The sequence below is a fragment of the Pseudomonas sp. LBUM1678 genome (assembly GCF_059695575.1).
Window position 1 is genome coordinate 4,729,916 of record NZ_CP166775.1, and the last position, 16,575, is coordinate 4,746,490.

15 protein-coding genes are annotated in these 16,575 nt (G+C 59.9%); 10 read left to right on the forward strand and 5 right to left on the reverse strand.

The window, feature by feature from the left end; translation table 11 throughout:
- Window positions 1-377 precede the first annotated feature (377 nt).
- On the forward strand, window positions 378-926 hold the full coding sequence (locus ACA070_RS21400; protein WP_010461205.1) for an RNA polymerase factor sigma-70: 549 nt from the start codon (window positions 378-380) through the stop codon (window positions 924-926).
- 156 nt (window positions 927-1,082) lie between these two features.
- On the opposite strand, the gene ACA070_RS21405 is transcribed toward ACA070_RS21400, so the two are convergent.
- The 3 genes from ACA070_RS21405 to ACA070_RS21415 form a co-directional block, all read right to left on the reverse strand.
- A complete protein-coding gene (locus tag ACA070_RS21405) occupies window positions 1,083-2,096 on the reverse strand; it encodes a GNAT family N-acetyltransferase (RefSeq protein ID WP_497448250.1) in 1,014 nt (337 codons plus the stop codon).
- A 99-nt stretch (window positions 2,097-2,195) separates the two neighbouring features.
- A complete protein-coding gene (locus ACA070_RS21410) occupies window positions 2,196-2,990 on the reverse strand; it encodes a substrate-binding periplasmic protein (RefSeq protein WP_497448251.1) in 795 nt (264 codons plus the stop codon).
- A 92-nt stretch (window positions 2,991-3,082) separates the two neighbouring features.
- A complete protein-coding gene (locus ACA070_RS21415) occupies window positions 3,083-3,709 on the reverse strand; it encodes a TetR/AcrR family transcriptional regulator (protein WP_462028049.1) in 627 nt (208 codons plus the stop codon).
- Window positions 3,710-3,887: 178 nt separating this feature from the next.
- On the opposite strand from ACA070_RS21415, the gene ACA070_RS21420 reads away from it, so the two are divergent.
- The 8 genes from ACA070_RS21420 (at window position 3,888) to ppnP (ending at window position 13,222) form a co-directional block, all read left to right on the forward strand.
- Window positions 3,888-5,690 carry an acyclic terpene utilization AtuA family protein gene (locus ACA070_RS21420; protein WP_497448252.1) on the forward strand — a complete coding sequence of 601 codons (1,803 nt, stop codon included), beginning with the start codon at window positions 3,888-3,890 and terminating at the stop codon, window positions 5,688-5,690.
- Window positions 5,691-5,702: 12 nt separating this feature from the next.
- Window positions 5,703-6,572, forward strand: a complete 870-nt coding sequence (locus ACA070_RS21425) for an SDR family oxidoreductase (protein ID WP_497448253.1) — start codon at window positions 5,703-5,705, stop codon at window positions 6,570-6,572.
- 3 nt (window positions 6,573-6,575) lie between these two features.
- Window positions 6,576-8,192: a geranyl-CoA carboxylase subunit beta gene (gene atuC, locus ACA070_RS21430; protein ID WP_497448254.1), complete on the forward strand. Its 1,617-nt coding sequence runs from the start codon at window positions 6,576-6,578 to the stop codon at window positions 8,190-8,192.
- A gap of 26 nt (window positions 8,193-8,218) precedes the next feature.
- Complete coding sequence (gene atuD / locus ACA070_RS21435; protein WP_497448255.1) at window positions 8,219-9,376, forward strand: citronellyl-CoA dehydrogenase; 1,158 nt, start codon at window positions 8,219-8,221, stop codon at window positions 9,374-9,376.
- Window positions 9,373-10,170, forward strand: a complete 798-nt coding sequence (locus tag ACA070_RS21440; protein ID WP_497448256.1) for an enoyl-CoA hydratase/isomerase family protein — start codon at window positions 9,373-9,375, stop codon at window positions 10,168-10,170. The genes atuD and ACA070_RS21440 overlap by 4 nt, the downstream gene beginning before the upstream one ends.
- A gap of 124 nt (window positions 10,171-10,294) precedes the next feature.
- Window positions 10,295-12,256, forward strand: coding sequence for an acetyl/propionyl/methylcrotonyl-CoA carboxylase subunit alpha (locus ACA070_RS21445; protein WP_497448257.1), 1,962 nt, complete (start codon window positions 10,295-10,297; stop codon window positions 12,254-12,256).
- 71 nt (window positions 12,257-12,327) lie between these two features.
- The gene (locus ACA070_RS21450; RefSeq protein WP_497448258.1) at window positions 12,328-12,876 is read left to right on the forward strand and encodes a 3'-5' exonuclease; all 549 of its coding nucleotides are present in this window, start codon (window positions 12,328-12,330) and stop codon (window positions 12,874-12,876) included.
- Window positions 12,877-12,937: 61 nt separating this feature from the next.
- On the forward strand, window positions 12,938-13,222 hold the full coding sequence (ppnP, locus tag ACA070_RS21455) for a pyrimidine/purine nucleoside phosphorylase (protein ID WP_497448259.1): 285 nt from the start codon (window positions 12,938-12,940) through the stop codon (window positions 13,220-13,222).
- 73 nt (window positions 13,223-13,295) lie between these two features.
- Here ppnP and ACA070_RS21460 read toward each other — a convergent pair whose 3' ends face one another.
- Both ACA070_RS21460 and ACA070_RS21465 read right to left on the reverse strand, forming a co-directional pair.
- On the reverse strand, window positions 13,296-14,102 hold the full coding sequence (locus ACA070_RS21460; protein ID WP_497448260.1) for an MOSC domain-containing protein: 807 nt from the start codon (window positions 14,100-14,102) through the stop codon (window positions 13,296-13,298).
- Window positions 14,103-14,285: 183 nt separating this feature from the next.
- A complete protein-coding gene (locus ACA070_RS21465) occupies window positions 14,286-15,221 on the reverse strand; it encodes a chemotaxis protein CheV (protein WP_131060074.1) in 936 nt (311 codons plus the stop codon).
- A gap of 462 nt (window positions 15,222-15,683) precedes the next feature.
- On the opposite strand from ACA070_RS21465, the gene ACA070_RS21470 reads away from it, so the two are divergent.
- Window positions 15,684-16,154: a hypothetical protein gene (locus tag ACA070_RS21470; RefSeq protein ID WP_497448261.1), complete on the forward strand. Its 471-nt coding sequence runs from the start codon at window positions 15,684-15,686 to the stop codon at window positions 16,152-16,154.
- Window positions 16,155-16,575: the final 421 nt, after the last annotated feature.

Below are 16,575 nucleotides of genomic sequence, written 5' to 3' on the forward strand. Positions count from 1 at the left end.
GAGGTTTCCTGCCTGAATTCGGCTTGCAAATGGAATCGGGTTTCTTACGTCACGCCCGGTGGAGGGCATGCAGGACGCGGTCTTCGCCGACTGCGCAAGGCATTGGGAATGCTGTTTTGGCCGGGATTTACCCTGCACCTTTCACCAATGAGAACGGATGACGTCTTGAAATAATTAGTCGGCAGGCTTGATCGTCAACGGGTTTGGAGAGCGCAAGCAGGTGCGGCAGCGTGTCGCAGTTCTCACTCTGCACCATCGCGATGCATTAATTCTCTTTCTCAATTGACAATCATTATCATTCAGCATAATTTGTCGCTCGATGTGTAGGCCGGCCCCCCTCGCCGTCCCACCAACCTATTGGCAGCAAGGTGATTTCCATGACGGAACAAGTATCCACAAGCAGGTGCGATTCACCGCTACTTCAGGCCTTTGTCGACAACCGACTGATTCTGGTCAAAATTGCAGCACGAATTACCGGCTGCCGGTCGCGTGCTGAAGACGTGGTCCAGGATGCGTTTTTCCGGCTGCAATCGGCGCCGCAAATCACGTCGTCCTTCAAGGCTCAGCTCAGCTATCTGTTCCAGATCGTGCGCAACCTGGCGATCGACCACTATCGCAAACAGGCGCTGGAGCAGAAGTATTCCGGGCCGGAAGAGGAAGGTCTGAACGTGGTGATTCAGGGCGCCTCGCCGGAAACCTCGCACATCAATTTCTCGACCCTGGAAAACATTGCCGATGCGCTGACGGAGCTGCCCAGCCGCACCCGTTACGCCTTCGAGATGTACCGCCTGCACGGCGTGCCGCAAAAGGACATCGCCAAGGAACTCGGCGTCTCGCCGACCCTGGTGAACTTCATGATTCGCGATGCCCTGGTGCACTGCCGCAAGGTGTCGGGCAATCGTGTGGATACCTTTGCCCGCCGGTAAGCTCTGACATTCGCGTCGCCCCCAATCGCGAGCAGGCTCGCTCCCACATTGGATCTCCGGTGAACACAAGATGTGTGTACGCCCGAGATCAACTGTAGGAGCGAGCCTGCTCGCGAAGGCTGACTCAAGACCGCAAAGGATCTTGAGCCTCACGCATCACGCCAACGCACACCGATCAAAAAACCGCTCACGCCCAAGTATCATCAACGCCGCGCGCTTGTGCGGGAAGTCGAACTCTTTCTCGCAGTGGTAACCCTGGTTCTGCATATACCCGATCATCTTCGCGTTGTCGGCGCGAGGCTCGGCGACCACTCGCTGAGTGCGCGGATCGTCGAGAAACAGGTAATGCGTCAGCGCCGATAACCAGCTCGCCACCTTGTGCGGGCCGCGGTGATTTTCTTCGCCTACCAGCATGTGGATTCCTCGATCGTAATCACCGGCGTCATAGAACGGCGCAATGCGATCTTCCTTGGCCCAATAGGCTTCGAAATAGGCAAACGGCTGATCATCGAAACAACCGATCAGCGTCACCGTGTGCGGGTCGGCTTCGAGTTTGCTCAGGTATTCACGGTGCTGCTCAAGGCTGCCCTCCTCCTGCCAGAAACTCGCCACCCGCGGGCTGTTCTGCCAGCGATTGAAACGTGCCAGGTCGAGGTCGATGTCCACCGTACGCAGGGAAATCCAGGCACCCAGTCGCGCATCAAAGCGCCGATAGACTTCACCCCGTGGTTTTATCGGGCGCAGTGGATGACGCTTGCCGCCACTGATGACCATGCGCTGGGGATAACTGGCGGCCAGCGACTCACCCAGCCAAGGCTGGGGCAATTGCCAGAACAGTGTGCGTTCGCAGCAATATTGGCCGGTGGTATCGGTGGGAATCAGCAAACCGCTCGACAAGGCGTCGGTGGGCGATTGCGGTAATTGGAAAGTCAGGTGCTGGCACGCCGGATCACGGGCGAACAGCCAATAACAGGCCATCCAGAGCGCCTGACCTTCAGACGTGTCAAAGCGCTTTTCTACCTGTACCTGCAACTCGGGTTCGCGGGTCAGATGCAGCTCGATCAGCGGCTGCCCTTCCAGGCAGAGGTGCAGGCGATTCCGGGTTTCATCAGCTACAAGACGGCTTCCGTTGGGCAAAGCCAGGGCAGTCAGGTCATTCAGATTGGGCATGGGTCGGGCTCACGATAATCGTCGACAGTTCAACGATGTGACGTGAGCCGGGGCAGGAAATTTAAGCGAAGTCGCGAATGACGCGACCTGCGGCGCGATTCAGGGTTTGGGCACCGGCACCACTGCGATCTTGTACGGATCGAAAATCTTCAGCATCTGGCCATTGTCCCGCAGCCCTTGCAGCAACTTGCCGAACGCTTCGCCGCTGATGGGTGCGGCCGGGCGCAGGATCGCGTAGTGGTGATACACCTGATCGATGCGCTGGGACACCAGCAACTGATCAGCCACTTGCTCGTTGCGCAGCAGGTAATCGCTGAGGTAGGAGCGCGTCACCAGGGCAATGTCTGCACGCCCGCGCAGCACCATCAGCAGGTTGCTGTCATGGGAATAGGTCAGCGTGGCGTTGTAGTTCTGCGCGAGGAATTTCGGGTCGGCATTGAAGTTGGCGAACTCATAGTGATAGCCGCTGAACAGCGCCAGACGCTTGCCGGCGAGGTCGGCAAAATAGCTTTGCTGGTGATCGGGTTCACGTTGCGCGACAAAAATCTCGGCGTCTTCAAGACCCATGTCGACGCTGGTATGGGGAATGTCCTTCCAGCCCCAGTCCGGGTTCTCGAAAATGGCCATATCGACCCGGCCTTGTTTGAAATCACCAAACCGCCGAGGAATCGAAGTCGGCACCAAAACGAACTGATAGTCACCCTGCATTTGATTCAAGGCTTCCACCAATTGCGGCAACAGCCCAGTGTCGGCCCCGGATTCCGGGCGCACGGTATAAGGCGGGAAATGTGCGGCACCGACCCGCACCAGTTGCGCAGCCTGGGATGGCAACACCCAGACTGCCACAAGCGACGCCAGCAAAAGCTGCGAGGCCGTCCTAATTGGCGAAGACATCAAAACAACCCACTCCCCAAAAAATACGCATCAATGCATTCAAGCTAGGCGGTTTCGGCCACTTAGCCAGTTTCCTGCCGGTTCATGACAACTTATTGCTTCTCTTCGAGCACAAGTATCAATGCCTCATCGGCCAATTGATCAAGACTCATGCTGCCGCCGGCCCGAAACCAGGTGGTGGTCCAGGACAATGCACCCGTCAGAAAACGGCGCGTGATGAACACATCGCCGCGGATAAAACCGGCGTCCTTGGCTTCACCCAGCACTTGCAGCCAAAGCGCTTCATAAATATCGCGCAGCGCCAGCACCTGCGCCTGTCCGTCTTCGGACAGCGACCGCCATTCATACACCAACACCGCCATGGCCTCGCCGCTGCCGCCCATAATCGACTGCAATTCGCAGCGAATCAGCGCCAGCACCCGCTCGCGTACATTGCCGGCCTCGGCCAGGGCGGCGTGCATCAGCGCCGTGTTGTAGCGAATGGTCTCTTCCATCACCGCCCGCAGGATCTCGTCCTTGCTTTTGAAGTGATGAAAAATGCTGCCCGACTGAATGCCCACGGCACCGGCCAGATCGCGCACGGTGGTGCGCTCATAACCTTTGTTGCGGAACAGGTGAGCCGCCACTTGCAGCAGTTTGCCGCGGGCGCTGTCAGGGTCGGTCAATTGGCCGTTGTCGACCAATTCGCGCATGACCCCCAGGGCTTTTTGCTCGTCCACCCGTTCTCTCCTACAGTCGATCAATCAAATGCGCCGCCCGCCGCTAAAACAGCGGGGTTGCGCGGGCAATTTAAGCTGGCGACGGCAACCAAGCAAGCGCTCGGGCAGAAGATATTTCAGCCGTTTACAAACCAAGCGCTTGCTTGGTAGTCTCGATGCACTTCTGTCGGAGGTGGTTATGGAATTGGCTGCGCCTAAAACAATTCGCATCGGATGCGCCAGCGCGTTCTGGGGCGACACCTCGACCGCCGCCGCGCAACTGGTGGACGGTGGACGCCTGGACTACCTGGTCTTCGACTATTTGGCCGAAATCACCATGTCGATCATGGCCGGTGCACGGATGAAAGATCCGCAGGCGGGCTATGCGGGCGACTTCATTGAAGTCCTCAGCCCATTGCTGGGGCAACTCGCCGAACAGAAAATCCGCGTCGTCAGCAACGCCGGCGGGGTCAATCCACAGGCCTGCGCCGCCGCGCTGCAAGCGGCCTGCGACAAGGCCGGGGTGGCACTGAAGATCGCCGTGCTGCTGGGCGACGACCTGCAACCGCAGTTCAAACAGTTGAGCAGCCGCGGCCTGCACGAAATGTTCAGTGGCGCACCCTTGCCACCGATGTGCGTCTCGACCAATGCCTACCTCGGCGCACCGGGCATTGTCGAAGCCCTTCGATTGGGTGCCGACATCGTCATTACCGGTCGCGTTGTCGATAGTGCGGTGGTCAGTGCCGCGCTGATGCATGAATTCGGCTGGTCCTGGCATGACTACGACAAGCTGGCGCAGGCCGCATTGGCCGGGCACATCATCGAATGTGGCGCCCAGTGCACCGGCGGCAATTTCACCGATTGGCGCGACGTGCCCGATTACGAACACATTGGCTTCCCCATCGTCGAAGTCAGCGCCGACAGCCAGTTCATCGTCAGCAAACCCGAGGGCTCCGGCGGACTGGTCACGCCACTGACCGTCGGCGAACAAATGCTCTATGAAATCGGCAATCCACAGGCCTACCTGCTGCCCGACGTGGTCTGCGATTTCACCCAGGTCAAACTGGTGCAACAGGGTAAAAACGCGGTTCAGGTACATGGCGCAAAAGGCTTGCCGCCAACCGATCAATACAAGGTCAGCGCCACGTATCCGGACGGTTTCCGCTGCACCGCCAGTTGCCTGATCGCGGGGATCGATGCGGTCGACAAGGCGCGTCGAGTCAGCGACGCCATCATCAACAAGACATCGGACATCTTCAGCCAGCGCGGCTGGGCGCCCTACAGCGAAGTGAACATTGAACTCCTGGGCAGCGAGGCCACGTACGGTCCCCACGGCCAACGTCAGGACAGCCGTGAAGTGGTGATCAAACTCGCGGTGCGTCATCCGAGCAAACAGGCATTGATTGTCTTCTCCCGGGAAATCGCCCAGGCCGCTACCGGCATGGCGCCGGGGCTGACCGGGATTGTCGGCGGGCGGCCGACGGTGTATCCGCTGATCCGGCTGTTCTCGTTTCTCATCGACAAAACTGCCTGCACGCTGGAAATTGATCTGCAGGGTCAGCGCCACCCGTGCGCCCTGCCCGCCGTCGATGTGCTCGACCCGGATGACTTGCCCGTACCGTTCGACCCGCCGCAACCCACAGGTCGCGCCGATGCCAGCGTGGCCCTGATCAAACTCGCCGTGGCCCGCTCCGGTGACAAGGGCAATCACAGCAACATCGGCGTCATGGCCCGTGCGCCCGAGTATCTGCCATGGATCGCCGAGGCCCTGACGCCCGAGGTGATGGTCGACTGGATGAGCCACGTCCTCGACCCGGTACATGGACGTGTCGAGCGTTGGTATTTGCCCGGCACTCACAGCTTCAATTTTCTCCTGGAAAACGCCCTCGGCGGTGGTGGCGTGGCCAGCCTGCGAATCGATCCGCAAGGCAAAGCCTTCGCCCAGCAGTTGCTGGACATCCAGATTCCGGTGCCCCAGCGCATCGCCGACCAGGTCAACTAGAGGACTGTCGCCATGGCGTACGATTCGATTTTCAAAGCCGATTTGTTTGCAGGCCAAAACATCATCGTCACCGGTGGCGGCAGCGGCATCGGCCGGTGCACCGCCCATGAGCTGGCGGCGCTCGGTGCCCACGTGCTGCTGATCGGACGCAAGGCTGACAAGTTGAAAAGCGTCGCCGCCGAGATTGCCGAAGACGGCGGCAAGGCGGATTGGGCCACCTGCGATATTCGTGAAGAGGAAGCGGTCAGGCATCTGGTCAGCGAGTTGATTTGCAAGCACGGCCCGATTCACGGCCTGGTCAACAATGCCGGCGGGCAATACCCGTCGCCCCTGGCTTCGATCAATCAGAAGGGTTTCGAAACGGTGATGCGCACCAACCTGGTGGGCGGTTTCCTGATGGCCCGGGAAGTGTTCAATCAGTCGATGAGCAAACACGGCGGCGCCATCGTCAACATGCTCGCCGACATGTGGGGCGGCATGCCCGGGATGGGCCACTCGGGCGCTGCGCGTTCCGGTATGGATAACCTCACCAAGACCGCTGCCTTCGAATGGGGTTATGCCGGGGTGCGGGTCAACGCGGTGGCGCCGGGCTGGGTGGCATCGAGCGGCATGGACACCTACGAAGGTGCATTCAAAGCGGTGATTCCGACCTTGCGCGAGCACGTGCCGCTCAAGCGCATCGGCACTGAATCCGAAGTCAGCGCGGCAATTGTTTTCCTGCTCAGCCCGGCGGCGGGGTTCGTCAGCGGCAGCACGCTGCGCATCGACGGTGCGGCGAGCCTTGGCGGTCGGGCATGGCCGATTCACAAGGCGCAGAACAGCGAGTCGTACAACGGCTTCCATCGAGCGTACTTGCCCGACGTACTCAAGGACAAGGAATAAGCCATGCCGGTGATCCAGTCACACGTGGACCCGTTCAGCGAACAGTTCGCCCAGAACCGCACGGCAATGCTGGTCGGCATCGAGCAGGTCCGCCAGCTCGAACAAAACCTGCTGAACAAGGCGGCCGAAGCCAAGCCAAAATTCGACAAGCGCGGCCAGTTGCTGCCCCGTGAACGCCTCAATCTGCTGCTCGACCCTGGCGCGCCGTTCCTCGAACTGGCGAGCCTGGCCGGCTACAAATTGCACGATGACAAGGACGGCAGCTCGGCCGGTGGCGGCTTGATCGCCGGGATCGGCTACGTGTCTGGCGTGCGGGTGTTGGTGGTGGCGAACAACAGCGCGATAAAGGGCGGGACCATTTCCCCCAGCGGCCTGAAAAAGTCCCTGCGCCTGCAACAGATCGCCATGGAGAACAAACTGCCGGTGATCACCCTCGCCGAGAGCGGCGGCGCGAACCTCAATTACGCAGCAGAGATTTTCGTCGAAGGCGCGCGCAGCTTTGCCAATCAGGCGCGAATGTCAGCCATGGGGCTGCCGCAGATCACCGTGGTCCACGGCTCGGCCACAGCGGGTGGAGCTTATCAACCGGGGCTCTCGGATTATGTGGTGGTGGTGCGCGGCAAGGCGAAGCTGTTTCTGGCCGGCCCGCCGCTGCTCAAGGCCGCCACCGGTGAAGTCGCCACCGATGAAGAACTGGGCGGCGCCGAGATGCACGCGCAAACCGCCGGCACCGCCGAATACCTGGCAGAGAACGATGCCGATGGCGTGCGTCAGGTGCGCGAAATCATCAGCCTGCTGTCGTGGAATGCGCGGTTACCGGCAGCGCCCGCCCGGTACTGGGAAGACCCGCTCTACCCGATCGACGAGTTACTCGGGCTGATCCCCGACGACCCGAAAAAGCCTTATGACGTGCGCGAAATCATCGCGCGGATTGCCGACGGTTCGAGCTTCCTCGAATTCAAGGGCGAGTTCGATCAGCAGACCCTTTGCGGCCATTTGCACATTCAGGGCCGCGCGTGCGGATTCATCGGCAACAACGGCCCGATCACCCCCAAGGGCGCGAGCAAGGCGGCGCAGTTCATACAACTCTGTGACCAGAGCCGGACGCCGCTGCTGTTTTTCCACAACACCACCGGGTTCATGGTCGGCACCGAATCGGAACAGCAAGGCGTGATCAAACACGGTGCGAAGATGATCCAGGCGGTCGCCAACGCCCGGGTGCCCAAGCTGACCATCGTCGTCGGCGGCTCCTATGGCGCCGGCAACTACGCAATGTGCGGGCGCGGCCTCGACCCGCGTTTCATCTTCGCCTGGCCCAACAGCCGCACCGCCGTCATGGGCGGCGCTCAGGCCGGCAAGGTGCTGCGAATCGTCACTGAGGCCAAACAGCTCAAGGACGGTCTGGTGCCTGACCCGAAGATGCTCGACATGCTGGAACAGGTCACGGCGCAGAAACTCGACAGCCAGTCCACCGCGCTGTATGGCAGCGCCAATTTGTGGGACGACGGGCTGATCGACCCCCGGGATACCCGGACCTTGCTCGGCTACTTGCTGGACATCTGTCACGAGGCCGACGTGCGGCCGCTGCAAACCAACAGTTTTGGCGTCGCGAGATTCTGATCGCGGATCACAGGAGAACAATAAAAATGATCTTCACCCAGGAACACGAAGCATTGCGTCGCACGGTCCGGCAATTCGTCGATCACGAGATCAATCCGCACGTCGAGGAATGGGAGAAGGCCGGACGCTTCCCGATTCACGAGATCTTCCGCAAGGCTGGCGACCTCGGCCTGCTGGGGATTTCCAAACCGGAACAGTTTGGCGGCATGGGGCTGGACTACAGCTATTCGATCGTCGCCGCCGAAGAATTCGGCACGATTCACTGCGGCGGGATCCCGATGTCCATCGGCGTGCAGACCGACATGTGCACGCCTGCCCTCGCCCGCTTCGGCTCTGATGAACTGCGCGAAGAATTCCTCCGTCCGGCGATCACGGGCGAACAGGTCGGCTGCATCGGCGTCTCCGAAGTCGGTGCAGGTTCCGACGTGGCCGGGTTGAAAACCACCGCGCGCAAGGACGGCGATGACTACGTGATCAACGGCAGCAAAATGTGGATCACCAACTCGCCAAGCGCCGACTTCATCTGCCTGCTGGCCAACACGTCGGACGACAAACCGCACATCAACAAGTCGCTGATCATGGTGCCGATGAACAACCCGGGCATCAGCCTCAGTTTGCACCTGGACAAGCTCGGCATGCGCAGTTCGGAAACCGCCCAAGTGTTTTTCGACAACGTGCGCGTGCCGCAACGTAACCGCATCGGCCATGAAGGCGCGGGTTTCATGATGCAGATGCTGCAATTCCAGGAAGAACGATTGTTCGGCGCGGCGAACATGATCAAGGGCCTGGAATACTGCGTCGACAGCACCATCGAGTACTGCAAGGAACGCAAAACCTTTGGCAACGCGCTGATCGACAACCAGGTCATTCACTTCCGCCTGGCCGAACTGCAAACCGAAATCGAATGCTTGCGGGCGTTGGTCTATCAGGCCACCGAGCAATACATCAAAGGCCAGGACGTCACGCGCCTGGCGTCGATGGCCAAACTCAAGGCCGGGCGCCTGGGCCGGGAAGTCAGCGACAGCTGCCTGCAATATTGGGGCGGCATGGGCTTCATGTGGGACAACCCGGTGGCCCGCGCCTACCGTGACGTGCGGCTGGTATCGATCGGCGGTGGGGCCGACGAAATCATGCTGGGGATCATCTGCAAACTCATGGGCATCCTGCCGGGGAAAAAGAAATGAGCGCCCTGCCGGTTTGCCAGACATTGCTGCTCGAACCCCATAACGGCGTGCTGCACATCACCCTCAATCGACCGGAAAACCGCAACGCCATGAGCTTGCAGATGGTCGACGAGCTGCGTGCGGTGCTGGCCGCAGTGCGTGATGATCGAGAGATTCGTGCATTGGTGATCGGCGGTGCCGGTGGGCATTTTTGTGCCGGCGGCGACATCAAGGACATGGCCAATGCCCGGGCTCAAGGTTCGCAGGCCTATCGCGACTTGAACCGAGCGTTCGGCGCATTGCTGCAAGAGGTGCAACACGCGCCGCAAGTGGTCATCACGGTGCTGCAAGGTGCGGTGCTCGGCGGTGGATTGGGGCTGGCCTGCGTCAGTGACGTCGCCCTGGCTGATCATAATGCACAGTTCGGTCTGCCGGAGACCAGCCTCGGTCTGCTTCCCGCACAGATCGCGCCGTTCGTGGTGCAGCGCATCGGCTTGACCCAGGCACGTCGACTGGCACTGACGGCGGCGCGTTTCGATGGCACCCAGGCGCGGCGCATAGGGTTGGTGCATTTCGTCGAGCATGACGCGCAAGCCTTGGCCGAGCGCCTCGATGAAATCCTCGCCCATGTGTTGTGCTGCGCGCCGGGGGCGAATGCCACGACCAAAAAACTGTTGCTGGCGAGTGCGGGACAACCGTCGGACGCCCTACTGGATGAGGCGGCCGAATGGTTCAGCGAAGCGGTGACCGGGGCTGAGGGAGTCGAGGGGACGATGGCTTTCGTGCAAAAACGTAAACCGGGGTGGGCCATTTAAAAGCTTCGTCGGAACGCCGCCCGGGGCAAGCCTCGCTCCTACAGGGGTGATGATTTCCTTGTAGGAGCGAGGCTTGCCCGCGAAGAGGCCATCACATTCACCGCAAAACAAAAGGGAAGACCCAATGCCCGGACTCAGCAAAATCCTGATCGCCAACCGCGGTGAAATCGCCTGTCGCATCCAGCGCACCGCCCACTCCCTGGGCTATCGCACCGTTGCCGTATTCAGCGATGCCGACGCCGACGCCCTGCACGTACAAATGGCCGATGAAGCCGTGAACATCGGCCCGGCCCCGGTGCAGCAGTCCTATCTGAACATCCCGGCAATCATCGACGCCGCCCGGCGCAGCGGTGCCGACGCGATTCACCCTGGCTACGGCTTCCTCTCGGAAAACGCAGAATTCGCCCTCGCCTGCCAACACGCCGGCATCACCTTCATCGGTCCGAGCCCCGAAGCGATCGAGTTGATGGGCAGCAAACGGCGGTCGAAACTCGCCATGCTCGCGGCCGGCGTGCCGTGCATCAAAGGCTATCAGAGTGCCGAACAGGACGACGCGACCCTGAGCCGCGAAGCCCAGCGCATTGGCTACCCGCTGATGATCAAGGCCAGCGCCGGCGGTGGCGGACGCGGCATGCGCCTGGTGCACAGCGCCAACGATTTGCTGGAACAGCTGCGAACCGCGCGCTCCGAAGCCCTGCACGGGTTTGGCAGCGACGAACTGATCCTCGAACAAGCGCTGATCGATCCGCGCCATGTCGAGGTCCAGGTGTTTGGCGACCAGCACGGCAACCTGATCTACCTCGGGGAGCGCGACTGTTCGATCCAGCGTCGCCACCAGAAAGTCATCGAGGAGGCGCCCTGCCCGGTGATGACCAGCGAATTGCGTCAGGCCATGGGTGAAGCGGCGCTCAAGGCCGGGCGCGCGGTGAATTACGTGGGCGCCGGCACCGTGGAGTTCCTGCTGGATGCGCGGGGGCAGTTCTACTTTCTGGAGATGAACACCCGCCTGCAAGTGGAACACCCGGTGACCGAATTGATCACCGGCCTCGATCTGGTGGCCTGGCAACTGCACGTCGCCGAGGGCCTGCCGCTGCCTTTAAAACAGGAAGAGGTGCAGCTCAGCGGGCATGCCATGGAAGTGCGCTTGTACGCTGAAGACCCGGCTCAGGGCTTTTTGCCGCAAACCGGTCGAATCGAGGCTTGGGAGCTCGCGTTGCAAGACGGTGTGCGGATCGATCATGGCTTGATCGAAGGTCAGCACATCAGTCCGTTTTACGATCCGCTGCTGGGCAAAATCATCGCCCATGGTGCTACCCGGGAAGAAGCCCGGCGCAAACTGCTGCGGGCGGTGCAGGACAGCGTGTTGCTAGGCGTGCAAAGCAATCAGCGCTTGCTCGCCAGCCTGCTGCAACACCCGCAGTTCATCAGCGGCGAATTCAGCACCGGGTTCATCCCGAGCTGTTTCGCCGACCATCCTTGCCTGCATCCGTCGGTACCGAGCGCCGAAGAACTGGCCATCGCTGCTGCGCTGTTCTATCACGCTTCGGCGCAAGCTCACCCCGCCCCGCTGGCCGGTTGGCGAAACAACGCCAGCGTGCCCCTGCACTATCGAATCGGCCTGGAGGATCAGGACTGGCAGGTGGAATTGAACGCAGTGCCTGACGCACCTTTCCGATCGCAAGTCGGCGACCGAACCCTCGAATTGAACGTCATCCAGTGCGACGGACGCTGGGCAACTCTGGTGATTGACGGCATCCGCCAACGCCATGCCTACCGCCTCGCGGCCGGGCAACTCTGGCTGTTCACCCGCCCCGGCAGCTTGCGTCTGGTCGATCGCACCCAAGCGTTGGTCAGCAGCCAGACCAGCGTCAGCTCGGGCACGCTCAAGGCGCCCATGGACGGGGCGATCGTCGACGTGCTGGTCAGCGAGGGCAGCCCGGTCAGCAAAGGTCAGCTGCTGGTGGTGCTCGAAGCGATGAAAATGGAACACCCGCTCAAATCAGGCATCGACGGGGTGCTTAAACGCTTGCAGGTCCGGGTCGGCGATCAGGTGAAAAATCGTCAGATTTTGTTGGAGGTCGAATAAGCCGCTAGGCGGATCCGTCGGCTTTGGCTACGCTCAAGCCCTATCAGGACGCGGATACCAGGAACCCTGCGATGCCTCACTGGCTGGTGATCGATCTGGAAGCCACCACCGATGACGGTGGCTGGCCAGTAACGGAAATGGAAATCATCGAAATCGGTGCCACCCTGGTGGACCGAAAAGGATGCGAAGTGGATTTTTTCCAGTGCTTCGTACGGCCATTGGTGCGGCCGCTCCTGACGCCGTTTTGCCGGGAACTGACGCACATCACTCAGGCTAACGTCGATGCAGCGCAGACGCTGAGCGAGGTCTGGCCGTCCTTCGAGCAATGGCTCGGGCGCCATCAATCGGTTCTGGAGGGCTGGGCCAGTTGGGGCGATTACGATCGCAAGCAACTGCTTCAGGAATGGCAGCGACTAAAACTGGTCAGCATTCTGGGTAGCGTGCCTCACATGAATCTCAAACAGCGCTTTGCCAAGGCCCTACGCCTGGAGCGCCCGCTGGGACTCAATGGGGCTCTGCAACTGGTCGGCATGCAGTTCAATGGCCAACAGCATCGGGCACTGGAGGACGCGCGCAATACGGCGCGTTTGTTGCCACAGGTTTTCCCCCAGGAGAGGTGACGGCATTCGAGGCCTTGTGCATACTGGCTGGCCCTTTTTAGCCCTTTTCGAGGAATCGCCCATGTTTAAAGTCAACGAGTACTTCGACGGCACCGTCAAGTCGATCGCCTTTGGCACCGCTGAAGGTCCTGCGACCATCGGCGTCATGGCTCCGGGCGAATACGAATTCGGCACCAGCCAGAGCGAAATCATGCACGTGGTGACCGGCGCCCTGACCGTCAAACTGCCTGACAGCAGCGACTGGGAAACCTTCGCCGCCGGCAGCCAGTTCAACGTGCCTGCCAATAGCAAGTTCCAGTTGAAAGTGGCCGTCGACACCGCTTACCTGTGCGAATACCGCGGCTAACCCCCCGGGTTTTCACAGCGACAAAAAAATGCCCGCGTCCTTTTTGGACGCGGGCATTTTTCATTCAGTCTGTTTATTCCAGGATCGTCACCGGCATACCGACTTCAAGTTGGCCGTTGCTGTCGTTGACCAGGTTCTGCCCGAACATCGCGCCGTCGGCCTCGGAACGGTATTTCTGCAACGTGGCCAGAGGTTCGCGATCATCGCTGCGCTGACCGGTTTGCGGGTCGATGGTGGTCAGGATGCAACGCGAACAGGACTTGACCACGCGGAACTCGACATCGCCAATGCGGATACGCTTCCAACTGTCTTCGGCATACTCCTCGCTGCCCTCGATCACCAGATTCGGTCGGAAGCGCAGCATTTCCAGCGAGCGCCCGACCTTTTGCGACAAGTCTTCCAGGGACGCCTGCCCGATCAGCAACAGCGGGAAGCCATCGGCGAACGCCACCTGATCGTCGTCCCTGCCGTAGCCCGCTTGCGTAGTGCGCGCGCGATCCAGCGGAATTTGCACCAGTCGCGTCGGTTTTCCAATGAACTCACTGAGCCAGGCGCCGGCCTCATCGCCGGCATCGGGCACGCGCAGACTGTCTTTGAAGATCGTCACGCCCCGTAGCTCAGCGTTGCTGGGCGGCAAGGCAATATCAATCGCTGAGCGCCCGGGAGCACTGAGGGTCAAGCCACCGTCGGCATTCCACAGCGCCGACAACTGACTCATCTGCCCCACTGCGCGCTGAGTCAGGAAGCGCCCACTGGCCTCGTCCACGAGCATCCAGCGTCGATCACCGTCCAGCCCCAGCTTGTCGAGGCCGACCTGTTGAAGGGTCTCGCCCTTGCCGGATTTCAACGGATAACGGTAAAGCGCGCTCAAACGCAACATGGCCAGCTCCCTGGTGGGCAAAAAAAGCCACCCTATACGAGCTTGATCGCCGAATCAAAGGCTGAAAAAACCTGTGGGAGCGAGCTTGCTCGCGATAGCGACGGAACAGTCAACATGAGTGCTGAATGCGACACCGCCATCGCGAGCAAGCTCGCTCCCACAGGTTGATTGCTCAGGTCCAGATCAGGCAGGCACTTCATCGAGCATCAGGCGCTGGCGCACCACGTCGACGAGTTTGTCCGGCTGGAACTTGGAGAGGAAGTTGTCGCAGCCGACCTTCTTGACCATCGAGTCGTTGAAGCTGCCCGACAGCGACGTGTGCAGCACCACGTACAGGCCGCGCAGACGCGGGTCGTTTCGGATTTCGGTGGTCAGGCGATAGCCGTCCATTTCCGGCATTTCCGCGTCGGTAAACACCATCAGCAGTTTGTCGGTCATCGACACGCCCGTATCGGCCCAGGCCTTGAGCATGTTCAGCGCCTTCAAGCCGTCGCTGGCGATGTGCATCTTCACGCCCAACTGGCCCAGGGTGTCGCGCAATTGCGACAGGGCTACGTTGGAGTCGTCCACCAGCAGCACTTCACGGCCGCGAGCGCGCTCCAGCACCGGGTCGTCGAGTTTCTCGCGCGAGACCTTGGCGTTGTACGGCACGATTTCGGCCAGGACTTTTTCGACGTCGATGATTTCCACCAACTGATCGTCGACCTTGCTGATGGCGGTCAGGTAATGCTGGCGGCCGGCGCTGGTGGGCGGTGGCAGAATGGCTTCCCAGTTCATGTTGACGATGCGGTCCACGCCGCCGACCAGGAACGCCTGCACCGAACGGTTGTACTCGGTGACGATGATCGTACTGGTAGGGCTCGGCACCAGCGGACGCATGCCGATGGCCTGGGACAGGTCGATCACCGGCAACGTCTGCCCACGCAGGTTGACCACGCCGCAGACAAACGGATGACGCTGGGGCATCAGGGTCAGCTTCGGCAGTTGCAACACTTCCTGCACTTTAAAGACGTTGATTGCGAACAATTGCCGACCGGCCAGTCGGAACATGAGAATTTCCAGGCGATTCTCACCCACCAGTTGCGTGCGTTGGTCTACCGTGTCGAGAATGCCGGCCATTAATGACTCCTGGGCTTGTACTGATGAATTCACTAAAGAGGGTTATCGGCTGTTTCTGCCAGACCTTGACCCTGAGACAAAATGCCACGACCGGGCATTGATGTCACATTAACATCATGCTTTACTGGCGCCGTGATTTCATCTGCTTCATCCCCTGCGGCGCGACCTCGGTTTGCACGTTAGGTTCCCCTGTGTAAGGGATTCCCCTAGTAACAATCAGGCCCAACCTGATATTCGCAATATCCAATAGCCATTAATGTGACGCCATTCTCATTGCATGAACGGAGTCAGGCTTTTGTGTGCGATCGCAGGTAAGTGGCCATCCACCCTCTCGAGTTCCCCAGCCTGCGCCCAGGCCTGCCGGAGCGCGATCTCATGCTGGCACGGCAGCGTCGGGACGTTGGACGTGTTTGTCGACACACACGACATCCCCTCATTTGACATGACGTTGTGGAGATAAGCATGCCGAACGACCCTAAACAGTGGGCTCAGCGCTTTCCGGAGTTTCTCGTCGAGGCTGAAACGCTCCTGGCCAAATCGGAGGAGTGCCTTAGCCACCTGCAGTTGATCAGCAATGACAAGGACGCAATCGATTGCATGCTCAGCAGCCTCCTCAAATTGGCCAGCAAGGCCGATGCTCTGGCACTGGAAGCGGTATCCGAATTTTCTCTGCACATCCATGGCTTGCTGAACCACGCCCAAAGCCACATGGACCTGCACGACCAGGCCTTGGGTGCGCTGAAGGACTGCTTCACGCTGATGGCCTGGCAACTCGAACTCATCGATCAAACCACTGGCCAACTCAGCCTGGATGACAGTGAACAGACTTCCCTGATCGAAGCCTTTGCGTTTCAGGTCGGGCAAAGCCATTTTCAGTTACCGGTTAATTCCAAACCGTTCACACTCGTCAGCTATTCGGAGCGGCAGGCTTAATTCGCCAGATAACAAATCCCTGTTGCGTATTCTTATTGCCATGCTGCCGGTCATTAACTTGAGTGAGCACATGTCGCAATTGAATATTTCATACCTCTCAACGACAGCTCGATACAAACAACAATCCCGCCTCCATAAATCTTTTTCCATTGTGGAACTATCGTCCAGAACTTTAATTCCTGACCGAATAGACATATATAGCAAACGCGACCGACGGTATCTTAAGTGGTATTATGCCGACCATTAGTTGACGCCAATTAATGGCAAAGTGACTTCAGATGAGAGAGCAGCCCCATAAGTTAACGGCTGCAGTTTCAATCCTGGACGGCACTGCTTGAGACGAGTCACTACAGATTTTCAGACAGAGACCCGTCAACCACGATGGCCGGTCTGCCCGCAGCGAACATCCATTGGCTCCATC

Excerpts from the sequence above, each read along its gene's own strand:
- ACA070_RS21400 (WP_010461205.1), top strand. The coding sequence starts at position 378 with ATGACGGAACAAGTATCCACAAGCAGGTGCGATTCACCGCTACTTCAG.
- ACA070_RS21405 (WP_497448250.1), bottom strand. The coding sequence starts at position 2,096 with ATGCCCAATCTGAATGACCTGACTGCCCTGGCTTTGCCCAACGGAAGC.
- ACA070_RS21410 (WP_497448251.1), bottom strand. The coding sequence starts at position 2,990 with ATGTCTTCGCCAATTAGGACGGCCTCGCAGCTTTTGCTGGCGTCGCTT.
- ACA070_RS21420 (WP_497448252.1), top strand. The coding sequence starts at position 3,888 with ATGGAATTGGCTGCGCCTAAAACAATTCGCATCGGATGCGCCAGCGCG.
- ACA070_RS21425 (WP_497448253.1), top strand. The coding sequence starts at position 5,703 with ATGGCGTACGATTCGATTTTCAAAGCCGATTTGTTTGCAGGCCAAAAC.
- atuC (WP_497448254.1), top strand. The coding sequence starts at position 6,576 with ATGCCGGTGATCCAGTCACACGTGGACCCGTTCAGCGAACAGTTCGCC.
- atuD (WP_497448255.1), top strand. The coding sequence starts at position 8,219 with ATGATCTTCACCCAGGAACACGAAGCATTGCGTCGCACGGTCCGGCAA.
- ACA070_RS21440 (WP_497448256.1), top strand. The coding sequence starts at position 9,373 with ATGAGCGCCCTGCCGGTTTGCCAGACATTGCTGCTCGAACCCCATAAC.
- ACA070_RS21445 (WP_497448257.1), top strand. The coding sequence starts at position 10,295 with ATGCCCGGACTCAGCAAAATCCTGATCGCCAACCGCGGTGAAATCGCC.
- ACA070_RS21450 (WP_497448258.1), top strand. The coding sequence starts at position 12,328 with ATGCCTCACTGGCTGGTGATCGATCTGGAAGCCACCACCGATGACGGT.
- ppnP (WP_497448259.1), top strand. The coding sequence starts at position 12,938 with ATGTTTAAAGTCAACGAGTACTTCGACGGCACCGTCAAGTCGATCGCC.
- ACA070_RS21460 (WP_497448260.1), bottom strand. The coding sequence starts at position 14,102 with ATGTTGCGTTTGAGCGCGCTTTACCGTTATCCGTTGAAATCCGGCAAG.
- ACA070_RS21465 (WP_131060074.1), bottom strand. The coding sequence starts at position 15,221 with ATGGCCGGCATTCTCGACACGGTAGACCAACGCACGCAACTGGTGGGT.
- ACA070_RS21470 (WP_497448261.1), top strand. The coding sequence starts at position 15,684 with ATGCCGAACGACCCTAAACAGTGGGCTCAGCGCTTTCCGGAGTTTCTC.